Source organism: uncultured Desulfovibrio sp. (assembly GCF_902477725.1).
Classification (GTDB): Bacteria; Desulfobacterota; Desulfovibrionia; order Desulfovibrionales; family Desulfovibrionaceae; genus Desulfovibrio.
Window position 1 is genome coordinate 57,542 of record NZ_CABSIF010000017.1, and the last position, 16,483, is coordinate 74,024.

Annotated in this window: 15 protein-coding genes; 8 read left to right on the plus strand and 7 right to left on the minus strand. The window is 60.5% G+C overall.

What is annotated here, in order from left to right:
- Positions 1-3: 3 nt before the first annotated feature.
- The 8 genes from RDK48_RS13560 to RDK48_RS13595 all read left to right on the plus strand — a co-directional run bounded on the left by RDK48_RS13560 (position 4) and on the right by RDK48_RS13595 (position 9,390).
- Positions 4-2,064 carry a proton-conducting transporter membrane subunit gene (locus RDK48_RS13560; RefSeq protein WP_298995629.1) on the plus strand — a complete coding sequence of 687 codons (2,061 nt, stop codon included), beginning with the start codon at positions 4-6 and terminating at the stop codon, positions 2,062-2,064.
- Complete coding sequence (locus tag RDK48_RS13565) at positions 2,061-3,008, plus strand: respiratory chain complex I subunit 1 family protein (protein WP_298995631.1); 948 nt, start codon at positions 2,061-2,063, stop codon at positions 3,006-3,008. Before RDK48_RS13560 ends, RDK48_RS13565 begins: the two co-directional genes overlap by 4 nt.
- Complete coding sequence (locus RDK48_RS13570; RefSeq protein WP_298995633.1) at positions 3,005-3,628, plus strand: hydrogenase-4 component E; 624 nt, start codon at positions 3,005-3,007, stop codon at positions 3,626-3,628. Before RDK48_RS13565 ends, RDK48_RS13570 begins: the two co-directional genes overlap by 4 nt.
- Positions 3,629-3,637: 9 nt before the next feature.
- On the plus strand, positions 3,638-5,134 hold the full coding sequence (locus RDK48_RS13575; protein WP_298995635.1) for a proton-conducting transporter membrane subunit: 1,497 nt from the start codon (positions 3,638-3,640) through the stop codon (positions 5,132-5,134).
- Positions 5,135-5,193: 59 nt separating this feature from the next.
- Positions 5,194-6,741: an NADH-quinone oxidoreductase subunit C gene (locus tag RDK48_RS13580; protein ID WP_298995637.1), complete on the plus strand. Its 1,548-nt coding sequence runs from the start codon at positions 5,194-5,196 to the stop codon at positions 6,739-6,741.
- Between the two features lie 9 nt (positions 6,742-6,750).
- Positions 6,751-7,506, plus strand: a complete 756-nt coding sequence (locus tag RDK48_RS13585) for a 4Fe-4S dicluster domain-containing protein (RefSeq protein WP_298995639.1) — start codon at positions 6,751-6,753, stop codon at positions 7,504-7,506.
- A gap of 214 nt (positions 7,507-7,720) precedes the next feature.
- On the plus strand, positions 7,721-8,635 hold the full coding sequence (locus tag RDK48_RS13590; protein ID WP_298995641.1) for a Tim44 domain-containing protein: 915 nt from the start codon (positions 7,721-7,723) through the stop codon (positions 8,633-8,635).
- Positions 8,636-8,994: 359 nt separating this feature from the next.
- On the plus strand, positions 8,995-9,390 hold the full coding sequence (locus tag RDK48_RS13595) for a PaaI family thioesterase (protein ID WP_298995643.1): 396 nt from the start codon (positions 8,995-8,997) through the stop codon (positions 9,388-9,390).
- A 259-nt stretch (positions 9,391-9,649) separates the two neighbouring features.
- Here RDK48_RS13595 and RDK48_RS13600 read toward each other — a convergent pair whose 3' ends face one another.
- The 7 genes from RDK48_RS13600 to RDK48_RS13630 form a co-directional block, all read right to left on the minus strand.
- Positions 9,650-10,864, minus strand: coding sequence for a response regulator (locus RDK48_RS13600; RefSeq protein ID WP_298995646.1), 1,215 nt, complete (start codon positions 10,862-10,864; stop codon positions 9,650-9,652).
- A gap of 224 nt (positions 10,865-11,088) precedes the next feature.
- Positions 11,089-11,562: a response regulator gene (locus tag RDK48_RS13605; protein ID WP_298995650.1), complete on the minus strand. Its 474-nt coding sequence runs from the start codon at positions 11,560-11,562 to the stop codon at positions 11,089-11,091.
- A gap of 39 nt (positions 11,563-11,601) precedes the next feature.
- Positions 11,602-12,267, minus strand: coding sequence for a sensor histidine kinase (locus RDK48_RS13610; protein WP_298995653.1), 666 nt, complete (start codon positions 12,265-12,267; stop codon positions 11,602-11,604).
- Positions 12,264-12,659: a response regulator gene (locus RDK48_RS13615; RefSeq protein WP_298995655.1), complete on the minus strand. Its 396-nt coding sequence runs from the start codon at positions 12,657-12,659 to the stop codon at positions 12,264-12,266. Before RDK48_RS13615 ends, RDK48_RS13610 begins: the two co-directional genes overlap by 4 nt.
- A 1-nt stretch (position 12,660) precedes the next feature.
- The gene (locus tag RDK48_RS13620) at positions 12,661-14,421 is read right to left on the minus strand and encodes a sensor histidine kinase (protein ID WP_308588021.1); all 1,761 of its coding nucleotides are present in this window, start codon (positions 14,419-14,421) and stop codon (positions 12,661-12,663) included.
- A 92-nt stretch (positions 14,422-14,513) separates the two neighbouring features.
- On the minus strand, positions 14,514-14,942 hold the full coding sequence (locus RDK48_RS13625; protein WP_240824884.1) for a DUF1634 domain-containing protein: 429 nt from the start codon (positions 14,940-14,942) through the stop codon (positions 14,514-14,516).
- Positions 14,943-14,979: 37 nt separating this feature from the next.
- On the minus strand, positions 14,980-16,110 hold the full coding sequence (locus RDK48_RS13630) for a sulfite exporter TauE/SafE family protein (RefSeq protein WP_298995661.1): 1,131 nt from the start codon (positions 16,108-16,110) through the stop codon (positions 14,980-14,982).
- Positions 16,111-16,483: the final 373 nt, after the last annotated feature.

The window sequence follows — 16,483 nt, forward strand, 5'->3', positions numbered from 1 at the left end:
GTCATGTTCCTTTTTATCACGGCCATCGGCATATTGGCGGCAACAGCCGCCCTGTGCGCACTCCTGGCCGTGCGCCCGCCCTCAAAGGCAACCGGACGCGCGGCCAATGCGGCTGGCGTTATCGGGGCCTTTGCGGGCTGTTTTGTTGGCTTGTGCGCTCTTGCTTCCGGCCCATGGACCGGGCAGGAGAGCTTGCATCTGCCTCTGGCCTTGCCCGTGGGATCCTGCGCCCTGGGCATGGATGCCCTGAGCCGCCTGTTTTTGCTGCCAGTGTTTGGTCTGGGTTTTGTCTGCGCCGCCTCGGGCGGCATTGCCCTGCGGCATGAAGAACCGGAACGCCACAATCTTGCGGCGCACTGGTTCTTTTTTCATATGCTGCTGATAGGCCTTGCCCTGGTGATGACCGCGCGCGATGCCGTGCTGTTCATGCTGGCATGGGAAATCATGTCGCTGGCGCCCTTCTTTCTTATCGATTTCAATGACGGCGACAGCAAGGTGCGCGATGCCTCATGGGTCTACCTTGTGGCTGCACATCTGGGGGCTGTGGCCCTCATGGCCTTCTTTACCCTGCTGTGGCAGGTCACGGGCGACACTTCGCTTGACGCCCTCCAAGGCGGGGCTGTGCTTGCGCGGGTGCTTGAACAGGCGCAAGGCTATTCCGGCCCCGGCCTGCTCACGGCTCTGTTTGTGCTGGCTCTGGTCGGTTTTGGAGCCAAAGCGGGCCTTGCGCCCCTGCACGTATGGCTGCCCGAGGCGCACCCTGCCGCGCCAAGCCATGTTTCGGCCCTGCTTTCCGGGGCCATGATCAATGCAGGATTTTACGGCATAATCCGTAGCGTGGGCATGCTGGCACCTGAGGGCGCGGCACCTGAATGGTGGGGCTGGACCTTGCTTCTGCTGGGCCTTGCCACGGGCCTCATGGGAATTTTAAAGGCCACGGCCCAAAGCAACCTCAAAAGGCTGCTCGCCTATTCCAGTGTGGAAAACATGGGCCTGATGGTCATGGGACTGGGCGCGGGACTCATTGGTCAGAGCTGCGGCAACGCGTGGATTGCTGTTCTGGGATTTTCCGGCGCGCTGTTGCACATGCTCAACCACTCTGCATTCAAGGGGCTGCTGTTCCTGTGCGCAGGCGAAGTGCTGCACGCCACAGGAACCGTGCGCATGCAGCATCTGGGCGGGCTGCAAAAACGCCTGCCCCTGCTTGGCGCGGCCTTTGCCATAGGCGCAGCGGCCATTGCCTGCCTGCCGCCTTTTAACGGATTTGCGGGCGAACTCGTGATGGGGCTTTCCCTGCTGGACGGCCCCGCGCTTTTTGGCGTGGAGCGTCAGGTAGGCCTGCTGCTGGCTCTGGCGGGTCTTGCCTGCATCAGCGGCCTTGCGGCAGCTCTGTACGCCAAGGCCTATGGCATCGCCTTTCTGGGCGAGCCGCGTTCCGGCTTTGCCGCCAGCGTGCATCCGCTTTCCTGGCGCACACTCTGGCCCCTTGCCCTGTCCGCCGCCGTGTGCCTGGTGGGCGGTCTGGCTGCCCCCTGTTTTTTTGATCTGGCAGCAGGGGCGGCGCAAAGCGCCCTGCCCTTGCCTCCGGCATTTCAGCAAGCTGGTCTGGCTGGCGTGGCACAGGCGCATACAAGCCTTGCAGCCGTGGCAAAAATCGGCGGAGCCGGGCTTGGACTGGCCCTAATTATCCTTTTTGTTCGCCGCTGCCTGCTTAAAAAGCGCGCTGTGGAATCCATGCCCACATGGGGTTGTGGCTTTCAGGGCGGATCTGCCCGCATCCAGTATACGGACGCGGCTTTCTCCGAACCCACGGCAAAGATATTTGCTCCGGTCATGGGCCTCAAGACCCGCCTGCAGCTGGATGAAGGGCTGTTCCCCAAAGGCGGACAATTGAGCGTCACCGCGCCCGATCGCTTGCGCAGCGGCCTGTTTACACCGCTGTTTACGGCGGTGGAAAACCTGTGCAATGCCTGCAAGGTTATCCAGCACGGCAAAATCCACCTGTATATTCTGTATATTCTCGCCACTCTGGTGGCTCTGCTTGTATGGGGGCTGCACTCATGAAAGCCGGGCTTGCAGTCTATTTTACGCAGTTTGCCCTGTCCCTGATTCTGGCCCCCCTGCTGCCCGGCATCATCAACCGGGTCAAGGCCAAATTTGCCGGTCGCCACGGCAAGCCAGTGCTGCAAACGTATTATGATATCGCCAAACTGCTGCGCAAGGGCGAGGTGATCAGCCGCACATCCACATGGATATTTGCCGCAGCCCCCTCCATATCCCTGGCAGGTGCAATCTGTGCGCTGGCCCTGTTGCCTCTTGGCGGCGCGGTTTCACCCCTGGCCTTTGCGGGCGACTTTGTGCTGGCAGCCTATCTGCTGGGCATGGGGCGCTTTGCCGTCATGCTTGGCGCGCTGGACACAGGCTCGGCATTTGAAGGCATGGGCGCAAGCCGCGAGGCCACATTCTCCGCCCTTGCGGAACCCGTATTTTTTCTTGCGCTCATGGTGCTCACAAGTCTGTGTCTCGGCCTTGGGCACAGCACGGAAACAGCCTTCAGCCTCTCCACCATGTTTGGCGGGCAGACCGCCGGGGCATGGCTGACAGGCAAGGGCGAACTACTGCTCCTGCCCGTGATCTTTTTTGTGCTGCTGCTGGTGGAAAACTGCCGGATCCCGGTGGACGACCCCAACACGCACCTTGAACTGACCATGATCCACGAGGTCATGGTGCTTGACCATTCCGGCCCCAATCTGGCCCTGATACTCTACGGCGCGGCCCTCAAGCTGTGGTTTTTCGCCGCGCTGATCGCGGGCCTGATCACTCCAGCGCTGCCCCTGTGGGAACAACTGGGCGTGAGTCTTGGCATTGTGCTGCTGCTGGCCGTGGTTGTGGGCATTGTGGAATCCATCATGGCCCGCCTGCGCATGGAGCGCGTGCCCTACCTGCTGGGCGCAGCAGCGGGCATGGGCATGCTCACGCTCATTCTGACCCAGGCGAGGTTGCCATGACCACGCTTTTGCAATCCTGTCTTTTCCTTCTGGTATTAAGCAACTTTCTGCTGCTCGGAACACGCCGCGTTGCGGGCATGACCCGGCTGACTGCCTTTCAGGGCGTACTGCTGGCTGCCCTGCTGCTGAGCCTTGACCACGCCCTGCTGGCCGGGGCCGTATTGCTGATCAAGGGTGCCTTGCTGCCCGGTTTGCTGTGGCGCACCCAAAAACGGCTGCCCGCTGATGCCCTGATCTGCCCGGCCCGCCGCGTGGGTTTTGGCGTACTGGCAGGCATGGCCGGTCTGGTATTTTCCATCTGGCTGGACGGCAAGCTGGTCATGCCGCTGGGGCTTTATCCGCCCTTGCTGCTGCCCACCGGGCTGGCAACGCTCTTCTGCGGATTTATCCTCATTGTGGGACGCATCAAGGCCATCACCCAGGTCATCGGCTATCTGGTGGCGGAAAACGGTATCTTTCTGCTGGGCGTGCCGCTCATGACAGGCGGCACGGTGTGGTTTGAACTGGCCCTCCTGCTGGACGTTTTTGTGGCCGTGTTTGTTATGGGCATAGCCATCAACCATATCAGCGATTCCTTCGCCTCCATTGACGTGGCGCGGTTCCGCAGCCTCAGGGATTAGGACGAGCGCATGCTGACAGCACTTCTTTTCATACCCCTGTGCGCAGGCTGCATTATGCTGCTCTGGGGCCGCGCCGTCATCTGCCGCCTTGGCCTGCCGCTCACGGCACTGGTGCACACTGCCCTTGCCGCCGTAATTGCCGTCAGGGTTGCGCGCGGAGAATCCCCCTCAGAGCTTGGCGGGCTGCTGGCCCCGGACGCTCTGGGCGTGCTGTTTCTGATGCTGGCGAGCCTGCTGTTTCTGGCCGCGTCATTCTATGCCGTGCATTACCTGCGGGAAGAAGAACGCATCGGCGAACACACCAATATTCTGGATCACGGGCGCTTCACCAATGCGCCGGAGCGCCGCTTCACAGCCTGCCTGTGCTTTTTTCTCGGGGCCATGACGCTTGTGACCATCACGCCGCACATGGGCGCGCAGTGGGTGGGCATTGAGGCGACCACACTTTCCAGCGCACAGCTCATTTATTTTCACCGTCACAAGAGTTCGCTGGAAGCCACCTGGAAGTACCTGATCATATGCTCCGTGGGCATTGCCCTGGCCCTGCTGGGCAACATATTGCTCGCCGTGTCGTTTCACGGTGCGGAAGGGGCCGCTGGCGCGGCAGACGGTATGGATCAGGTGGGCTGGTTTGTGCGCAACGCGGCCCTTGCGGAACCCACGTGGCTCAAGACGGCTTTTATATTTCTGCTGGTGGGCTACGGCACAAAAATGGGCCTCGCCCCTCTGCACAACTGGCTGCCCGATGCGCACAGTCAGGCCCCTTCGCTGGTTTCGGCCCTGCTTTCGGGCGCTCTGCTCAACTGCGCCATGCTGGGCATGCTGCGCGGGCACCAGATCATGCTGGCCGCGGGACTTGGCGGGCTTTCGGGCGGCATGCTCATGTTTTTCGGCATTCTTTCGCTCATGACAGCCGCCATCTTTATTGTGGGGCAAGGCCATTACAAGCGCATGCTGGCCTATTCCAGCGTTGAGCACATGGGCATTCTGGCCCTGGGCATTGGCGTGGGCGGCGTGGCTGTGCCCGGCGCAATGCTGCATGCGGTCTGCCATTCGCTCACAAAATGCATGCTCTTTCTACTTTCTGGCAACATCCTTGCCCGTTACCACACCTATTCCAGCTACGACGTGCACGGCATGCGCTGGATCATGCCCGCCACGGCGGCGCTGTGGACAGCCGGATTTCTGGCTGTGGCCGGGTCGCCGCCATTTGGGCTTTTTGTCAGCGAGCTGCTCATCTTCAAGGGCATGCTGGCGGCAGACCTGCCCTGGCTTTCCGCCGGATATCTGGTGCTGCTGGCCATCATCTTTGTGGGGCTTTCCGTGTCGGTGCTGCGCATGGTGCAGGGCAACCGCCCTGTGGACCTGCCGCCCGCTAACTCCGAGCCTGTGCTGAGCGTCCTGCCGCCTCTGGTGCTAGGGCTGACCGTGCTGACTCTGGGCCTGTGGATTCCCGACTGGCTGTGGGATTTTCTTAACCGCGCCGCTGCGCTCATAGGCGCGTAAGCGCCAAAGGCTGCTGCCAAAACCCGCCGGGTTTTGCGCTGCCAACGGTGAGAGGGCTGATGCTATTCGATTACCGCGATACCGTGCCGCTGTCGGGCATGCCCCCGGTTTCTGTTGAAGAACTGGGAGCATTTGTGCGCCGCTACATTGCCGAAGGCTGGCGTCTGCTGGCCCTGTTCGGCCTGCCGGAATCTTCGGACGAAAACGCCCCTGCGGGATTGTGCTGTATACTGGCTCAGGACAGTTCGCACTATCTTGCCGCCATGCGCACTGCTCCCTTGCAGTCTTATGCTTCCATGACGCCCACCACGCCTCAGACGCATCTGTTTGAACGCGAAATATTTGAGCAATGGGGCATCCGACCTGAGGGGCATCCCTGGCTCAAGCCTGTGCGTCGCATCCCGGACGCCGCCGAAGCCAATGCCAGAACACAGGCCGAAGGCGGCTCGCTTGCCGTAGCGCCCGGCCAGGCTGCCCAGCCCTACCCCTTCTACAGGGTTGAAGGCGAAGAAATTCATGAGGTTGCCGTTGGCCCCGTACATGCCGGGGTTATTGAGCCGGGTCATTTCCGCTTTCAGTGCCACGGCGAAAACGTGCTGAACCTTGAGATTGCTCTGGGTTATCAGCACCGTGGACTTGAACGCATGATTGTGCGCGGCCCCCTTGCCTGTTGCCTGCCCCTGCTGGAATGCGCCGCAGGCGATACAACCATAGGCCATGCCACCGCCCATTGCGTACTGATCGAACGCCTGGCGGGCTGTGTGGTCGGCCCCCGCGCTCACCGTTTGCGGAGGGTGGGCCTTGAACTTGAGCGCCTTGCCAACCACACGGGCGACCTTGGGGCCATTGCAGGGGATACGGGCTTTTTGCCCACTGCCTCGTGGAATGGCCGTATACGCGGTGATTTTCTCAACACCACGGCCTGCCTGTGCGGCAACCGGTTTGGCCGGGGGCTGCTGCGCCCCGGCGGCACGGCCTACGATCTTGACGCGGAAGGCTGCGCAGACATGCTTGCGCGCATCAAGGCGGCAGGGCGCGACGTGCGCGGCGCTGTGGATGTGATGCTGCATACCGAAAGCGTGCTCGAACGCCTCACTGGCACAGGCTACGTCAGCAGGGAAAGCGCCCAGAATCTGGGCTTGGTGGGCATGGCCGCGCGGGCCTGCGGACTCAAGGTTGACGCGCGTTTTCACTTTCCACTTGCCGATCTGCCCACCAGGGACTGCGCGCCGCGTGTTGAAGCCACGGGCGACGTTCTGGCCCGCACACTTGTGCGCAGCAAGGAGATTGACGATTCCCTGCGCCTGCTCGAGGCGGATATTTCCACCCTCGCCAACCTGCCCCCCCTTGCGGAACAGCCAGACGCCGAGGCCCTTGCGTCCCTCCCGCCCGATACCCTCGCCGTATCACAGGTTGAAGGCTGGCGCGGCGAAATCTGCCATGTGGCAGTTACCGGGCCAGAGGGCAAATTTTTGGCCTACAAGGTCATTGACCCTTCGTTCCACAACTGGTCCGGCCTTGCCATGGCCCTGCGCGGCAACCAGATTTCCGACTTCCCGCTCTGCAACAAGAGTTTCAACCTCTCGTACTGCGGACACGATCTGTGAGGCTTTGACATGCTGCGTATTATCAAGGAACGCCTGCACCAGAAATACCGCACGCTGGATTACCCCAAACGCCAGCCTGCGCTCTCGCCCCGGTATCTGGGCCGACCCGAGCTTGCACAGATTTCCTGCGGCTCGTGCCGCGCCTGCTACGCGGCCTGCCCCGCTGGCGCCCTGCTGCCCACCGCTGGTGCGGATGACGGCACCCCAACGCTGGACATGGGGCGCTGCACATTTTGCGGCGCATGCCGTGCCGCCTGCCCCAAGAGGGCCTTTACCTTTACCGGGCAGCACCGCATGGCGTCCTTTACCCGCGAGGGCCTGCTAGTGGTTCCCGGTCAGGCATTTGCAGAGCAGCCTACGCCGCCCCGGTTTTCCCTGTTCCGCCGCTCGCTCAAACTGCGGCAGGTCAGCGCCGCAGGCTGCAACGCCTGCGAGGCCGACAGCAACGTGCTCACCACACTGGTGTTTGACCTTGGCCGCTTTGGCATTGATTTTGTGGCCTCGCCCCGCCATGCTGACGGCATTGCCGTGACCGGCCCGGTTTCGGAAAACATGCGGCTGGCCCTGCTTGATACCTTCAAGGCGACTCCGCAGCCGCGCATTGTTATTGCCGTGGGGGCCTGCGCCATTTCCGGCGGGCTGTTCCGCGAGAGTGATCAGTGCAACCGAGGCGTGAGCGAACTGCTGCCCGTAGATTTGTATATTCCCGGCTGCCCGCCCAATCCGTGGACAATTCTTGACGGTCTGACCTCGTTGCAAAAATAACGCCCCAAGCCGCCGGATTTGCTGATTTCAACCCTGCCACAATACTTTTTCGGCCACGCCGCAGGGAGCAAAAAACTGCTCCCCGTGCCGCGTTTTCCCCAGACTTGCCTTAATCTGTATAATGATTATAGTAGATAAGGCTTGTACAGAAAGTACTATCCGGTCATATCGCCACTCAAGGAGATGACCAACACCGCCCTTATGGGAGATGTTCATGCAAATAAAAGCTTTTTTGACGATTCTTGTTCTGCTTTGCTGTTCGCTCATGTTCACCCTGTCTGATGACGCACTTGCCGCTCGTCTTGGCGGCGGTGGTTCTTTTGGCAGCAAGCCCTTTATGAGCACGCCTGCGCCCCGTCCTCAGACTACCTTTCAGAACAAACCCAGCGCCGCACAGCCTCAGGCTCAGGCGGCCCCAGCCGCGCGCCCCGGCGGTATGTTCGGCGGCATGGGCGGCCTCATGGGCGGCCTGCTTGCCGGTACGCTCATAGGTTCGCTCTTGGGTGGTCATGGTTTTGCTGGCGGCGGCTTTATGGATATCCTGCTCATCGGCCTGATGATTTTCCTTGGCCTCAAGCTTTTTGCCGCCTTTCGCGGTTCGCAAAAGCCCGCCCAAGCTTCCGCAGGCGCGCAAGGCGCACAGGCCGCGCAGCCCGAAGCGGGCATGATGCGTAATGACGGTGCGAGCAATGGATGGGATGCCCTGCGTGGCCAGGGCGGCGCTGGCGAGGCTGAAGCCCCCGGCCCGCAGATTCCCATGCCTCCAGGTTTTGATGCCGATGAATTTCTGCGCGGGGCCAAGATGGCCTACACCCGTTTGCAGACTGCCTGGGACAAGCGCGACATGAACGATATTTCGCAGTTCACCACCGAGGCGGTTCAGAAATCGGTGCGCGAACAGATGGAAGCTGACCCCAAGCCGAGCACCACAGAAATTCTGCTGGTCAATGCCCAGCTTCTCGGTGTGACCGATGAAGGCCAGGAACAGTATGCCCAGGTGTTCTTTGACGTGCTCCTGCGTGAAAGCCCAGACCAGCAGACGCCGTCCTCTGCGCGCGAAGTGTGGCACTTTATGCGCCCTGCGACAGGTGGCAACTGGAAACTGGATGGCATCCAGCAGGTAGAATAAACCATATCTGCATTTGTACTAGACCAGATCAACGTTGAAATGCTTCACATTTCAACGTTGTCATTCTGCCGAAAAATGCAATTTTCGGCAGAATCCACGCCACGTTGCGGCGCGCTGCACGCTTGTGCAGCGTTAGAGAATTTAACCTTTTTCAAAGTTAAAATGCTCTAGCAACGCGGGCTGAGAGCCAAGGCCTTCAGCCCGTTTTCTTTCACAAGAGCAAAACAGCCTTGAGAATACCTATTCTCAAGGTTTTTTAAACGCCAACTCTGGCGGGGTGGTACGGCAACAAGGCATGCGCCTTGAGGCAAAGCCAACTCACGCAGCCGCCAGAGCAAGGGATACGTGCGGAGATGGAAATGAAAAACTACGTGGAAAAGCACGATAAGCTGGTGCGCTATCTGGATATGACTATTGAAAGCGCCACACCGGAATACGCCAAGGTAACCATGCCGATCACCGAAAACCACAAAAACGGCATGGGCATGGCCCACGGCGGGGCCATCTTTGCCCTGGCCGATGTGGCCTTTGGCTCTGCCGCCAATGCGGGCAAGGATTACGGCGTGGTAAGCCTGAATACCACCATTGAATACCTGCGCCCCGGCAAGGTGTCTCCCCTTACGGCGGAGGCCTTTGTGGTACGCAACGGCAAGCATATTCTGAATTATGACGTAAAAATTTACGACGGTTCAGGCGATCTTATTGCCAAGTGCGTTGCCGCCGGTTTTCAGACCGACGTACCACTGCCTGATTAATTTGTTTTTTAATCACGCAGAGTCCCCGCCCCACAATCCTGACCGGGCAAGGGCAATGCGCACAACGACATCAACACAAAGCCCCTGCCGCAGGTTGTCCTCCGGCAGGGGCTTTGTGTTGGCCTGCAATAAAAGAATTGCCCCTTGCCGAACCCTTGGCAAGGGGCTTCCACCGTAAACGCTTGGGGCGCATGGAGGTGATGAGTGGCGCAAACGTCAGATACAGAACCTTGCGCGCAATATGAAAAATTTCAAAATCCTATGCTTGAGTCTTGGACGTTGGGTGTTCTCCCAAAGACTCCGCCAAGGGCAGGCTGAGGCAGAATTCCGCCCCGCCATCCGCCGCGTTGACTGCCGTAAGTTCACCGCCTCTGGCGTGAGCCAGCGAGCGGGCTACAGCAAGCCCCAGCCCCACATAGCGGCCAAGTGTCTTGCCGCCGGATGCATGCGCGGCAACGGGGCTTTGCAGTGCGCGCGTGCTGAAAAAAGGCTCAAATATGTGCGGCATGATGTCGGGCGCAATGCCTGGGCCGTTGTCGCGCACCACAAGGTCATACCAATCCTGCCCCTGCGCATCGCGTCTGGTGCTGGCAGTCAGGGTGACCAGACCGCCGGGGCGCTCTGCCAATCCTGATGCCGATTCAGCATCACTGAGAGCATCCAGCGCGTTTTCCAGCAGGTGCAGGCATATCTGCTGCAATTCCGGAGCGGAACCCAAGGGGCGGGGCGCGCCCTCGCCCTGCGGCACAAGGACATTGCAGCGCACATGGGCGCTTTCCATGCGTTCGTGAAGCAGGCGCAGCACCTGGGCCACATCCGCAGCCACATCAAGCGCGCCCACGCGAGGGTCAAGCCCGTGCCCCACCATGAGCAGCTTGCGCGTTATCTCGCGCACCCGCAGGCTCTGCGTCCTGATGGTGTCCACAGCTTCGCGTACTTCATCGATATCCGGCAAAGCTTTGGCTTCCGGCTCTTCCAGGCAGTCACGGATCAGGCCAGCGGCCTGCACCATGATATTCAGCGGATTGTTGACCTCATGGGCCACACCTTCCGCTACCCTGCCAAGGCTGCGCCAGCGGGCTGCCTCGGCCAGACGTGCTGCTTCCTGCCGTGCGCCTGCGCGCTCCGCCGCTTTGCGGCATTCCGCAAGGATGCCGTCCATGCCCACGGGCTTTGAAAGCCAGTTCAGCGCGCCGCGCCGCATGGCCTGCACGGCCTTGCCCATATCTCCTGCGCCGGAAAGCATCACCACATCGGTCTGTGGGTAGTGCTCGCGCAGAATTTTCAGCAGATCCACGCCGTCCATACCCGGCAGACCCACATCAAGAAATATGAGGTCGCGGGGGCCGCTCGCCAGTTCGGCCAGGGCCGCATCGGCATCCTGCGCGGTTGCGGTTTCGTAACCGCGCAATGCCAGACGCTCGGCCAAAGGCTCCGAAAAGGCAGGTTCGTCATCCACAACAAGCACACGCATGGCGAACTCCTATGGCGAACCGCTGCCGCCCTGGCAGTTTCAAAAAACCGCTTCAGGACAATTAACGCTTGAACCAGCCGCCTTGCGGCGGGCAAGACCAGCCAACGCCTTTTTTATGGCAGGGGTTAGGGCGAATTCCTGCAAGAGCATTTCGTGCAGAAATACCCTTGCCGCAGGCCGGATGCGCTCCATCCGGCCCTCCCCGGCCAAAGCTGCACCAGCGCTTATTTACCGTGCTCTTCCAGCACGTCCCTTTCGTTCATAACATCGCGGGCCGAATCAAAATCCCCGCCTTCGGCCAGGGAAACTGCCACCATGGCGTTCTCAAGCTTGTCGCGGTAGGCCATGCGAATGCTGTTGAGCAATTCGTCAATGTCCATGGGCTTTCTGAGGAAGTTGTACGCACCCATGCGATAGGCGGTCTGCTCTTCAGCGTCGCCGCCGTGGCCCGTAAGAATGATGACCTGAACCTGCGGATTGCTCTTTTTGACGTTGCGCAGCACTTCAAAGCCGTCCATGCCGGGCATGCGCAGGTCAAGCACGATAACGTCGGTAGGCTGCTCCACAGCCTTGAGGGCCTCGGGGCCGTCATAGGCCACCCGCGCCTCAAAGCCGCGCATGGCAAGGCGTTCCGAGAGCGTGTCCACAAACTGCTTTTCGTCGTCTACCAGCAGGATTTTGATGTCTTCCTTGGTCATGGAATACTCCTTGAAGGCCCGGCAACATGCCGGTGCCAGTTATTCGCCTTCGCTATCGCAGGCCGAAATGGAAAGGAAAAATCTTGGCCCGGCATCCCGCCAGGGCATAAGCACGGCGCGCCAGCCTGGGCGCATGCCGTCCAGCATGGGGCTGCCGGTCATGGCCGCCAGGGCCATCTCACGGTTGGCCCCTTCCAGAGCCTCAACTATAATGCCTTCTTCCTTCTGCCGCCGTCCGGCGGTGAGGCGCAGGTTCACCTGCCCGCCCACCGAGGCGCAGAGGTCAAACACTTCAAGCAGCGACCGCAGGACGGCCAAAGGCGGCACATTGGCCCACACAGGTTCTTCAGTTTCGCCGCTGGTCAGGTGTATCTGTGCCGCGCGCGCCTGACGCGCCGCCAGCAGGCAGAAACTGCGGCTTACCCGCGCAAGATCGCAGGGGCCAGCACCGCCGGGTTCCATCCCCCCAGCCTGCGCCATGAAGTCCATGGCTTCGGAAAGGGCCGCCCCCTGAATGATGGAACGCTGCACTTCACTCAATGCCGATGAAAGCCGCTCTGCCCCCGGCGCGGCAACAGTCTTGCCGCCTGCCAGAGTTGCCAGATCCTGGGCCAGCCCGGCAGATTCACGTATCACTGCCAGCACGTTGCGCATGTCGTGAACGGCGGAAGCCAGCAAGCGGGCCATGCACTGACTTTCATTCATGACTTGCCTCCGGTGGCTGAGCATTCCTTGCCTTCACGCACGGCAGCTTGCAGTGTTTCCAGAAAAACATTGAAGCTCAACGGCTTGGTGAGGCAGGCAAAGGCCTGCGCCACGGGGTTTGTGCCGTTGTCGTCCACGGCCTCGTGCCCTGTGAGCAGGATAACCGGCAAATCAGGGTATAGAACCTTGAGGCGGCGCAGCACCTCATCGCCCGACAAACCGGGCATAAAGAGATCAAGCACCACAACATCGGGTTTTTCCGGCGTGGCGGCCTGGAGTGCGCTGATGCCGTCATAAACCACATAGGGCGCAAATCCGCGAAGCGAAAGACGCTCTGCCAGGGTATCGACAAATTCCTTTTCATCGTCAGCCAGAAGGATGCGTAATGACATTCTACACCTCCACCGCGACATCTGGCGGAGTAAGCGGCAGGGTGATGCTTATGGTGCTGCCCCGCCCTTCTTCGCTTTGCACGTGAATTTCGCCGCCAAGCTTGCGCACGATGCCGTAGGTGATGAACATGCCGAGCCCGGTTCCCTTGTCTTTTTTGGTGGAGTAAAACGGCTCAAAAATATGCCGGAGCACTTCGGGCGACATGCCCTTGCCGTTGTCCTGCACACTCACCAGCATCTGCCCGTTCTGGCTTTGACAGCGTATTTTAACAAAACGCTCTTCGCCCTGCGGTGCCTGCGTGCTCCCCTCGCCACCGGCCAGCGCGTCCAGCGCGTTGCCCACGATGTTGAGGAACACCTGCTGCAACTGGCCTCTGTCCGACACAATTTCCGGCAGGTTGGGCGGCAGTTCCGCTTCAAGTTTGACGCCCCGGTTTTTGGCTTCGCGCTCAAGAAAACCAAGGGTTTCTGAAATAACTTCTTCTATGTGCAGGGCCTGACGGTTGGCTTCCATGCGGCGGGCAAAGCCCAGTAGCCTGTGGGTAATGCCGCGCGCGCGTTCCACTGTGCTTTCAATGCCTTCCAGCAGGGCGCAGAGCCTTTCCTTGTCCTTGCCATCACCGCACACCTTGCCCATGCTCAAAAGATCCTGGGCAAGCCCCGCCTTTTCGTAAATGACGGCCAGCGGATTATTGACCTCGTGGGCCACGCCCGCAGCCAGCCGGCCGATGGACGAAAGCTTCTGGTTGTGCTCCATCTGGGCAAAAACAGCGACCCGGCGTTCATCGCTGGCCTGCAACCGATTGATAAGCTGCTGCATGAGCAGATTCGACACCATAAATATCAGGGCAATGCCGCCGCACAAGACCAGCAGCAATTCCGTGCGCAGGGCCAGCCAGGGGCGGATGGCGTCTTCTGTGGGCTTGACGGCCAGCAGCATGAAATCCGTGCCCGCCAGTGTGCACGAGGCCACCATGAGCTGCCTGCCCTTGGGGTCTGTAATGCGGCGCACCACTGTTTCGTGCGAGGCCGGGGGCAGATCCATGGGCAGTTTCTCCAGCGCCTTGCCGAAAAGATTGGAATCCGTTTGCAGTACGCCTTCCGTGTCTACAAGAAACACGTCAGTATCATGCTCCGGCCCAACGGTGGACACAACCTGCTGGATGCGCAGGGTATCTGTGGCCACGCGCAACGTCCATGAAACACCGTTTTCTTCAAGCCTGTGCACTGCCACAACAAGGTGCGGATACCCGCGATAGCCCAGAATGGCATTGCTGAGGTAGCGCCCCTTTATCTCGGTATCACGCAGCCAGGGCTTGCCCGCATAGTCCACGCCCTTGAGTTTGTAAGGCCCCACATAGCCAACCTGCTGGCCGTCCGCGTCCACCAGGCCCATATCCACAAAGCCCTGATATTCACTCTTGAGGGCCAGAAACACGCGGTTGAGAGTTCGCTCGTCCAGCAAATCCTTGAAGGTATACGCGTGGGCCAGAAAACTCACCGTGGAGACACGCTCGCCGAGGTACAGTTCCAGTGCCGCCTGCGACTTGCGGGCCAGGGCGTATACCGGGCTTTCCAGTTCGCGCTCAAGGGTACGCATGTACTGCACGTGGCTGATGGCCGAAAGCAGCAGCAGCGGCGTAACCGAAACGGCCACCATGAGCACTGTCATCAGCCGCCGCAGTGAGCGGTACCGGGCCGGAGACACCGCCTCCGGAACTTCCAGCAAATGCGCGAAGTAGTTTTTTATCGTGGCAAACATGTGCCCTCCAAGGTCTGCGCCGCCGTCAAGCCCGCTGGTGCGGTTCAGCTCCACGGCGGCACGTTCCCCGGCCCCGTAAGGCAAAACCCCGACTAATGGCCGCCAGCCACCAGAACGCCCGAAGCCGCAAGGCTGAGCACCAACACTTCAAGCACGGCAATAATCGTCATAATCCACTGCTTCTGGCGCACAAGACTGATCGCAAGCTGCACAAAGCAGATGATAGTAAGCGCCGCAAGAAAAGCGATACCAATGAAATTGCATATATCGCCCTTACCCACAAGGGCAAGCCAGCCCCAACCTTGAGGAATATTGCCCGCAGCGCGGTAGGCGGCTGCGTTCTGCGTCCACAGGTGCGGCATTTGATCCAGAGGAATCTGCGGCGTCAGCACACCAAAAACATAGAGCGCGTAGGTAACAAGCATTGCCACAAAACCCAGCAGCGCGCCGTAGAACAAGGTGTCTGCATAGCGCAGTTGCGCGGGGGAGGCCTTTATGTCGTTCTTCAGATCAGTGGTCATTGTTTTCTCCCTTCAGTTCAAGCGTATCCGATGCGGATTACCAGCCGAGGCCCTTCATGAGGGCCTTGGCCCCGGAGAAGAAGAGCACGCCAATAACCATGTAGCGGATGAACTTGGGCTTGGCCTTGGCAAGCAGCCGCACACCCACCACAGAACCCAGCATGAGGCCAACGATGGAAGGAACAGCCATCAGCGGGATAACGCAGCCCTGGTTCAGATACACCCAGGCGGCAGAAGTGTCGGTAATGGAAAGCAGGAATTTGGAGGTGCCCACAGCGACCTTGAGGGGCGCGCCCATGAGCAGGTTGAGCACTGGCACGTTGGCCCAGCCAGCGCCAAGACCGAACATGCCGGCCATAATGCCAATGGCGATGAACAGCAGCAGGCCAGCCAGGGTGCGGTGGGTTTTCCACTCGACCACTTCGCCGGTGCTGGGTTCAAGAAAAACACCGTCCATGCCGAGTGCAAGGCCTATGGCATCCTGCTTGGTCACCACCGGGCGTACTGAGTTTTTGGAAAGCAGCAGCAGCACGGCAATGCCAAGGATGGTCGCGCCAAGGCAGGTCTGAATGACGTTGGTAGGCAGCGCCAGGCCGAGCATGGCGCCCACGATGGCGCAGGCAGAGGCAATCAGCGCCACAGGCAGAGCCAGGCGCAGGTTGGCGAAGTTACGCCGCAGCAGACCGGGGCCAGCGGCAAGAGCACCCGCAAGCGCCACCAGCAGGCCCGCGCCTCGCACAAAGTCGAGGTGGAAGGGGAAGAACCCGCTCACCAGCGGCACAAACAGAACACCGCCGCCCACACCGGCCATAACGGCGATGACGCCAAGAATGAAACAGAAGAACAGCAGGGCAACCGGCCAGTACCACCACGGATGGTTGTCTATAGCCACCGCTTCAGGTGCTTGCGAAGCAGCGGGAGCGGCTTCGGGGGGCGCGGCCTGAACCGCCGTGTCGGCGGCAGCCACGGCCACAAAAGACTGGGGCTGGGTTTGAGCGACATTTTCAGCCTGCGCTGTTACGGCGGCCTGAGCAGCCGGAAGGGCCTCAGCGGCCTGTGCCGACATCGGACAGGCAAGCCACAGACACAGTGCCACGGGCAGCAGAATGAACTTCACCACAGATTTCTCAGCCCCGCTCTTCAAGGTTCTTTGGAAATCAAAAGCCATTGTTTCCCCCTTGCGGCCTTTTGCCGACGCAAGTTTATTTACGGTCAGCCCAAAGTAGGTTGGAAAGGGGTTGGGTGCTATCAGGAGAATCCTGAATTGTGAAAAAATGACTAAGGGATTTCCCCAGAGGTGAGGGGGAGGGATTTGGCCTATGCGGCGAGGGGGGGGATTTGCGACCCTTCGGGCACGCTATTCCGCCCTCAGGCGGAGTTTGGGACGCCTGCGCGGCGCGCGGCAAGGTGGGGCCTGTTATGGGGCTACGCCCGCCAATCTAATGCCAAACACCGCACCGCGGGTTTGGGCCGCCATCGGCGCTAGGGCCGCCGGGCGGAAAGGCACGGATATCAGTCGCTGACGGCGCGGCAAAGCCGCG

Bases quoted from the DNA above. Each gene is read 5' to 3' on its own strand.
- RDK48_RS13585 (WP_298995639.1), top strand. From the start codon at position 6,751: ATGCTGCGTATTATCAAGGAACGCCTGCACCAGAAATACCGCACGCTG.
- RDK48_RS13615 (WP_298995655.1), bottom strand. From the start codon at position 12,659: ATGTCATTACGCATCCTTCTGGCTGACGATGAAAAGGAATTTGTCGAT.
- RDK48_RS13595 (WP_298995643.1), top strand. From the start codon at position 8,995: ATGAAAAACTACGTGGAAAAGCACGATAAGCTGGTGCGCTATCTGGAT.
- RDK48_RS13620 (WP_308588021.1), bottom strand. From the start codon at position 14,421: ATGTTTGCCACGATAAAAAACTACTTCGCGCATTTGCTGGAAGTTCCG.
- RDK48_RS13605 (WP_298995650.1), bottom strand. From the start codon at position 11,562: ATGACCAAGGAAGACATCAAAATCCTGCTGGTAGACGACGAAAAGCAG.
- RDK48_RS13560 (WP_298995629.1), top strand. From the start codon at position 4: ATGTTCCTTTTTATCACGGCCATCGGCATATTGGCGGCAACAGCCGCC.
- RDK48_RS13575 (WP_298995635.1), top strand. From the start codon at position 3,638: ATGCTGACAGCACTTCTTTTCATACCCCTGTGCGCAGGCTGCATTATG.
- RDK48_RS13600 (WP_298995646.1), bottom strand. From the start codon at position 10,864: ATGCGTGTGCTTGTTGTGGATGACGAACCTGCCTTTTCGGAGCCTTTG.
- RDK48_RS13565 (WP_298995631.1), top strand. From the start codon at position 2,061: ATGAAAGCCGGGCTTGCAGTCTATTTTACGCAGTTTGCCCTGTCCCTG.
- RDK48_RS13570 (WP_298995633.1), top strand. From the start codon at position 3,005: ATGACCACGCTTTTGCAATCCTGTCTTTTCCTTCTGGTATTAAGCAAC.
- RDK48_RS13590 (WP_298995641.1), top strand. From the start codon at position 7,721: ATGCAAATAAAAGCTTTTTTGACGATTCTTGTTCTGCTTTGCTGTTCG.
- RDK48_RS13580 (WP_298995637.1), top strand. From the start codon at position 5,194: ATGCTATTCGATTACCGCGATACCGTGCCGCTGTCGGGCATGCCCCCG.
- RDK48_RS13610 (WP_298995653.1), bottom strand. From the start codon at position 12,267: ATGAATGAAAGTCAGTGCATGGCCCGCTTGCTGGCTTCCGCCGTTCAC.
- RDK48_RS13630 (WP_298995661.1), bottom strand. From the start codon at position 16,110: ATGGCTTTTGATTTCCAAAGAACCTTGAAGAGCGGGGCTGAGAAATCT.
- RDK48_RS13625 (WP_240824884.1), bottom strand. From the start codon at position 14,942: ATGACCACTGATCTGAAGAACGACATAAAGGCCTCCCCCGCGCAACTG.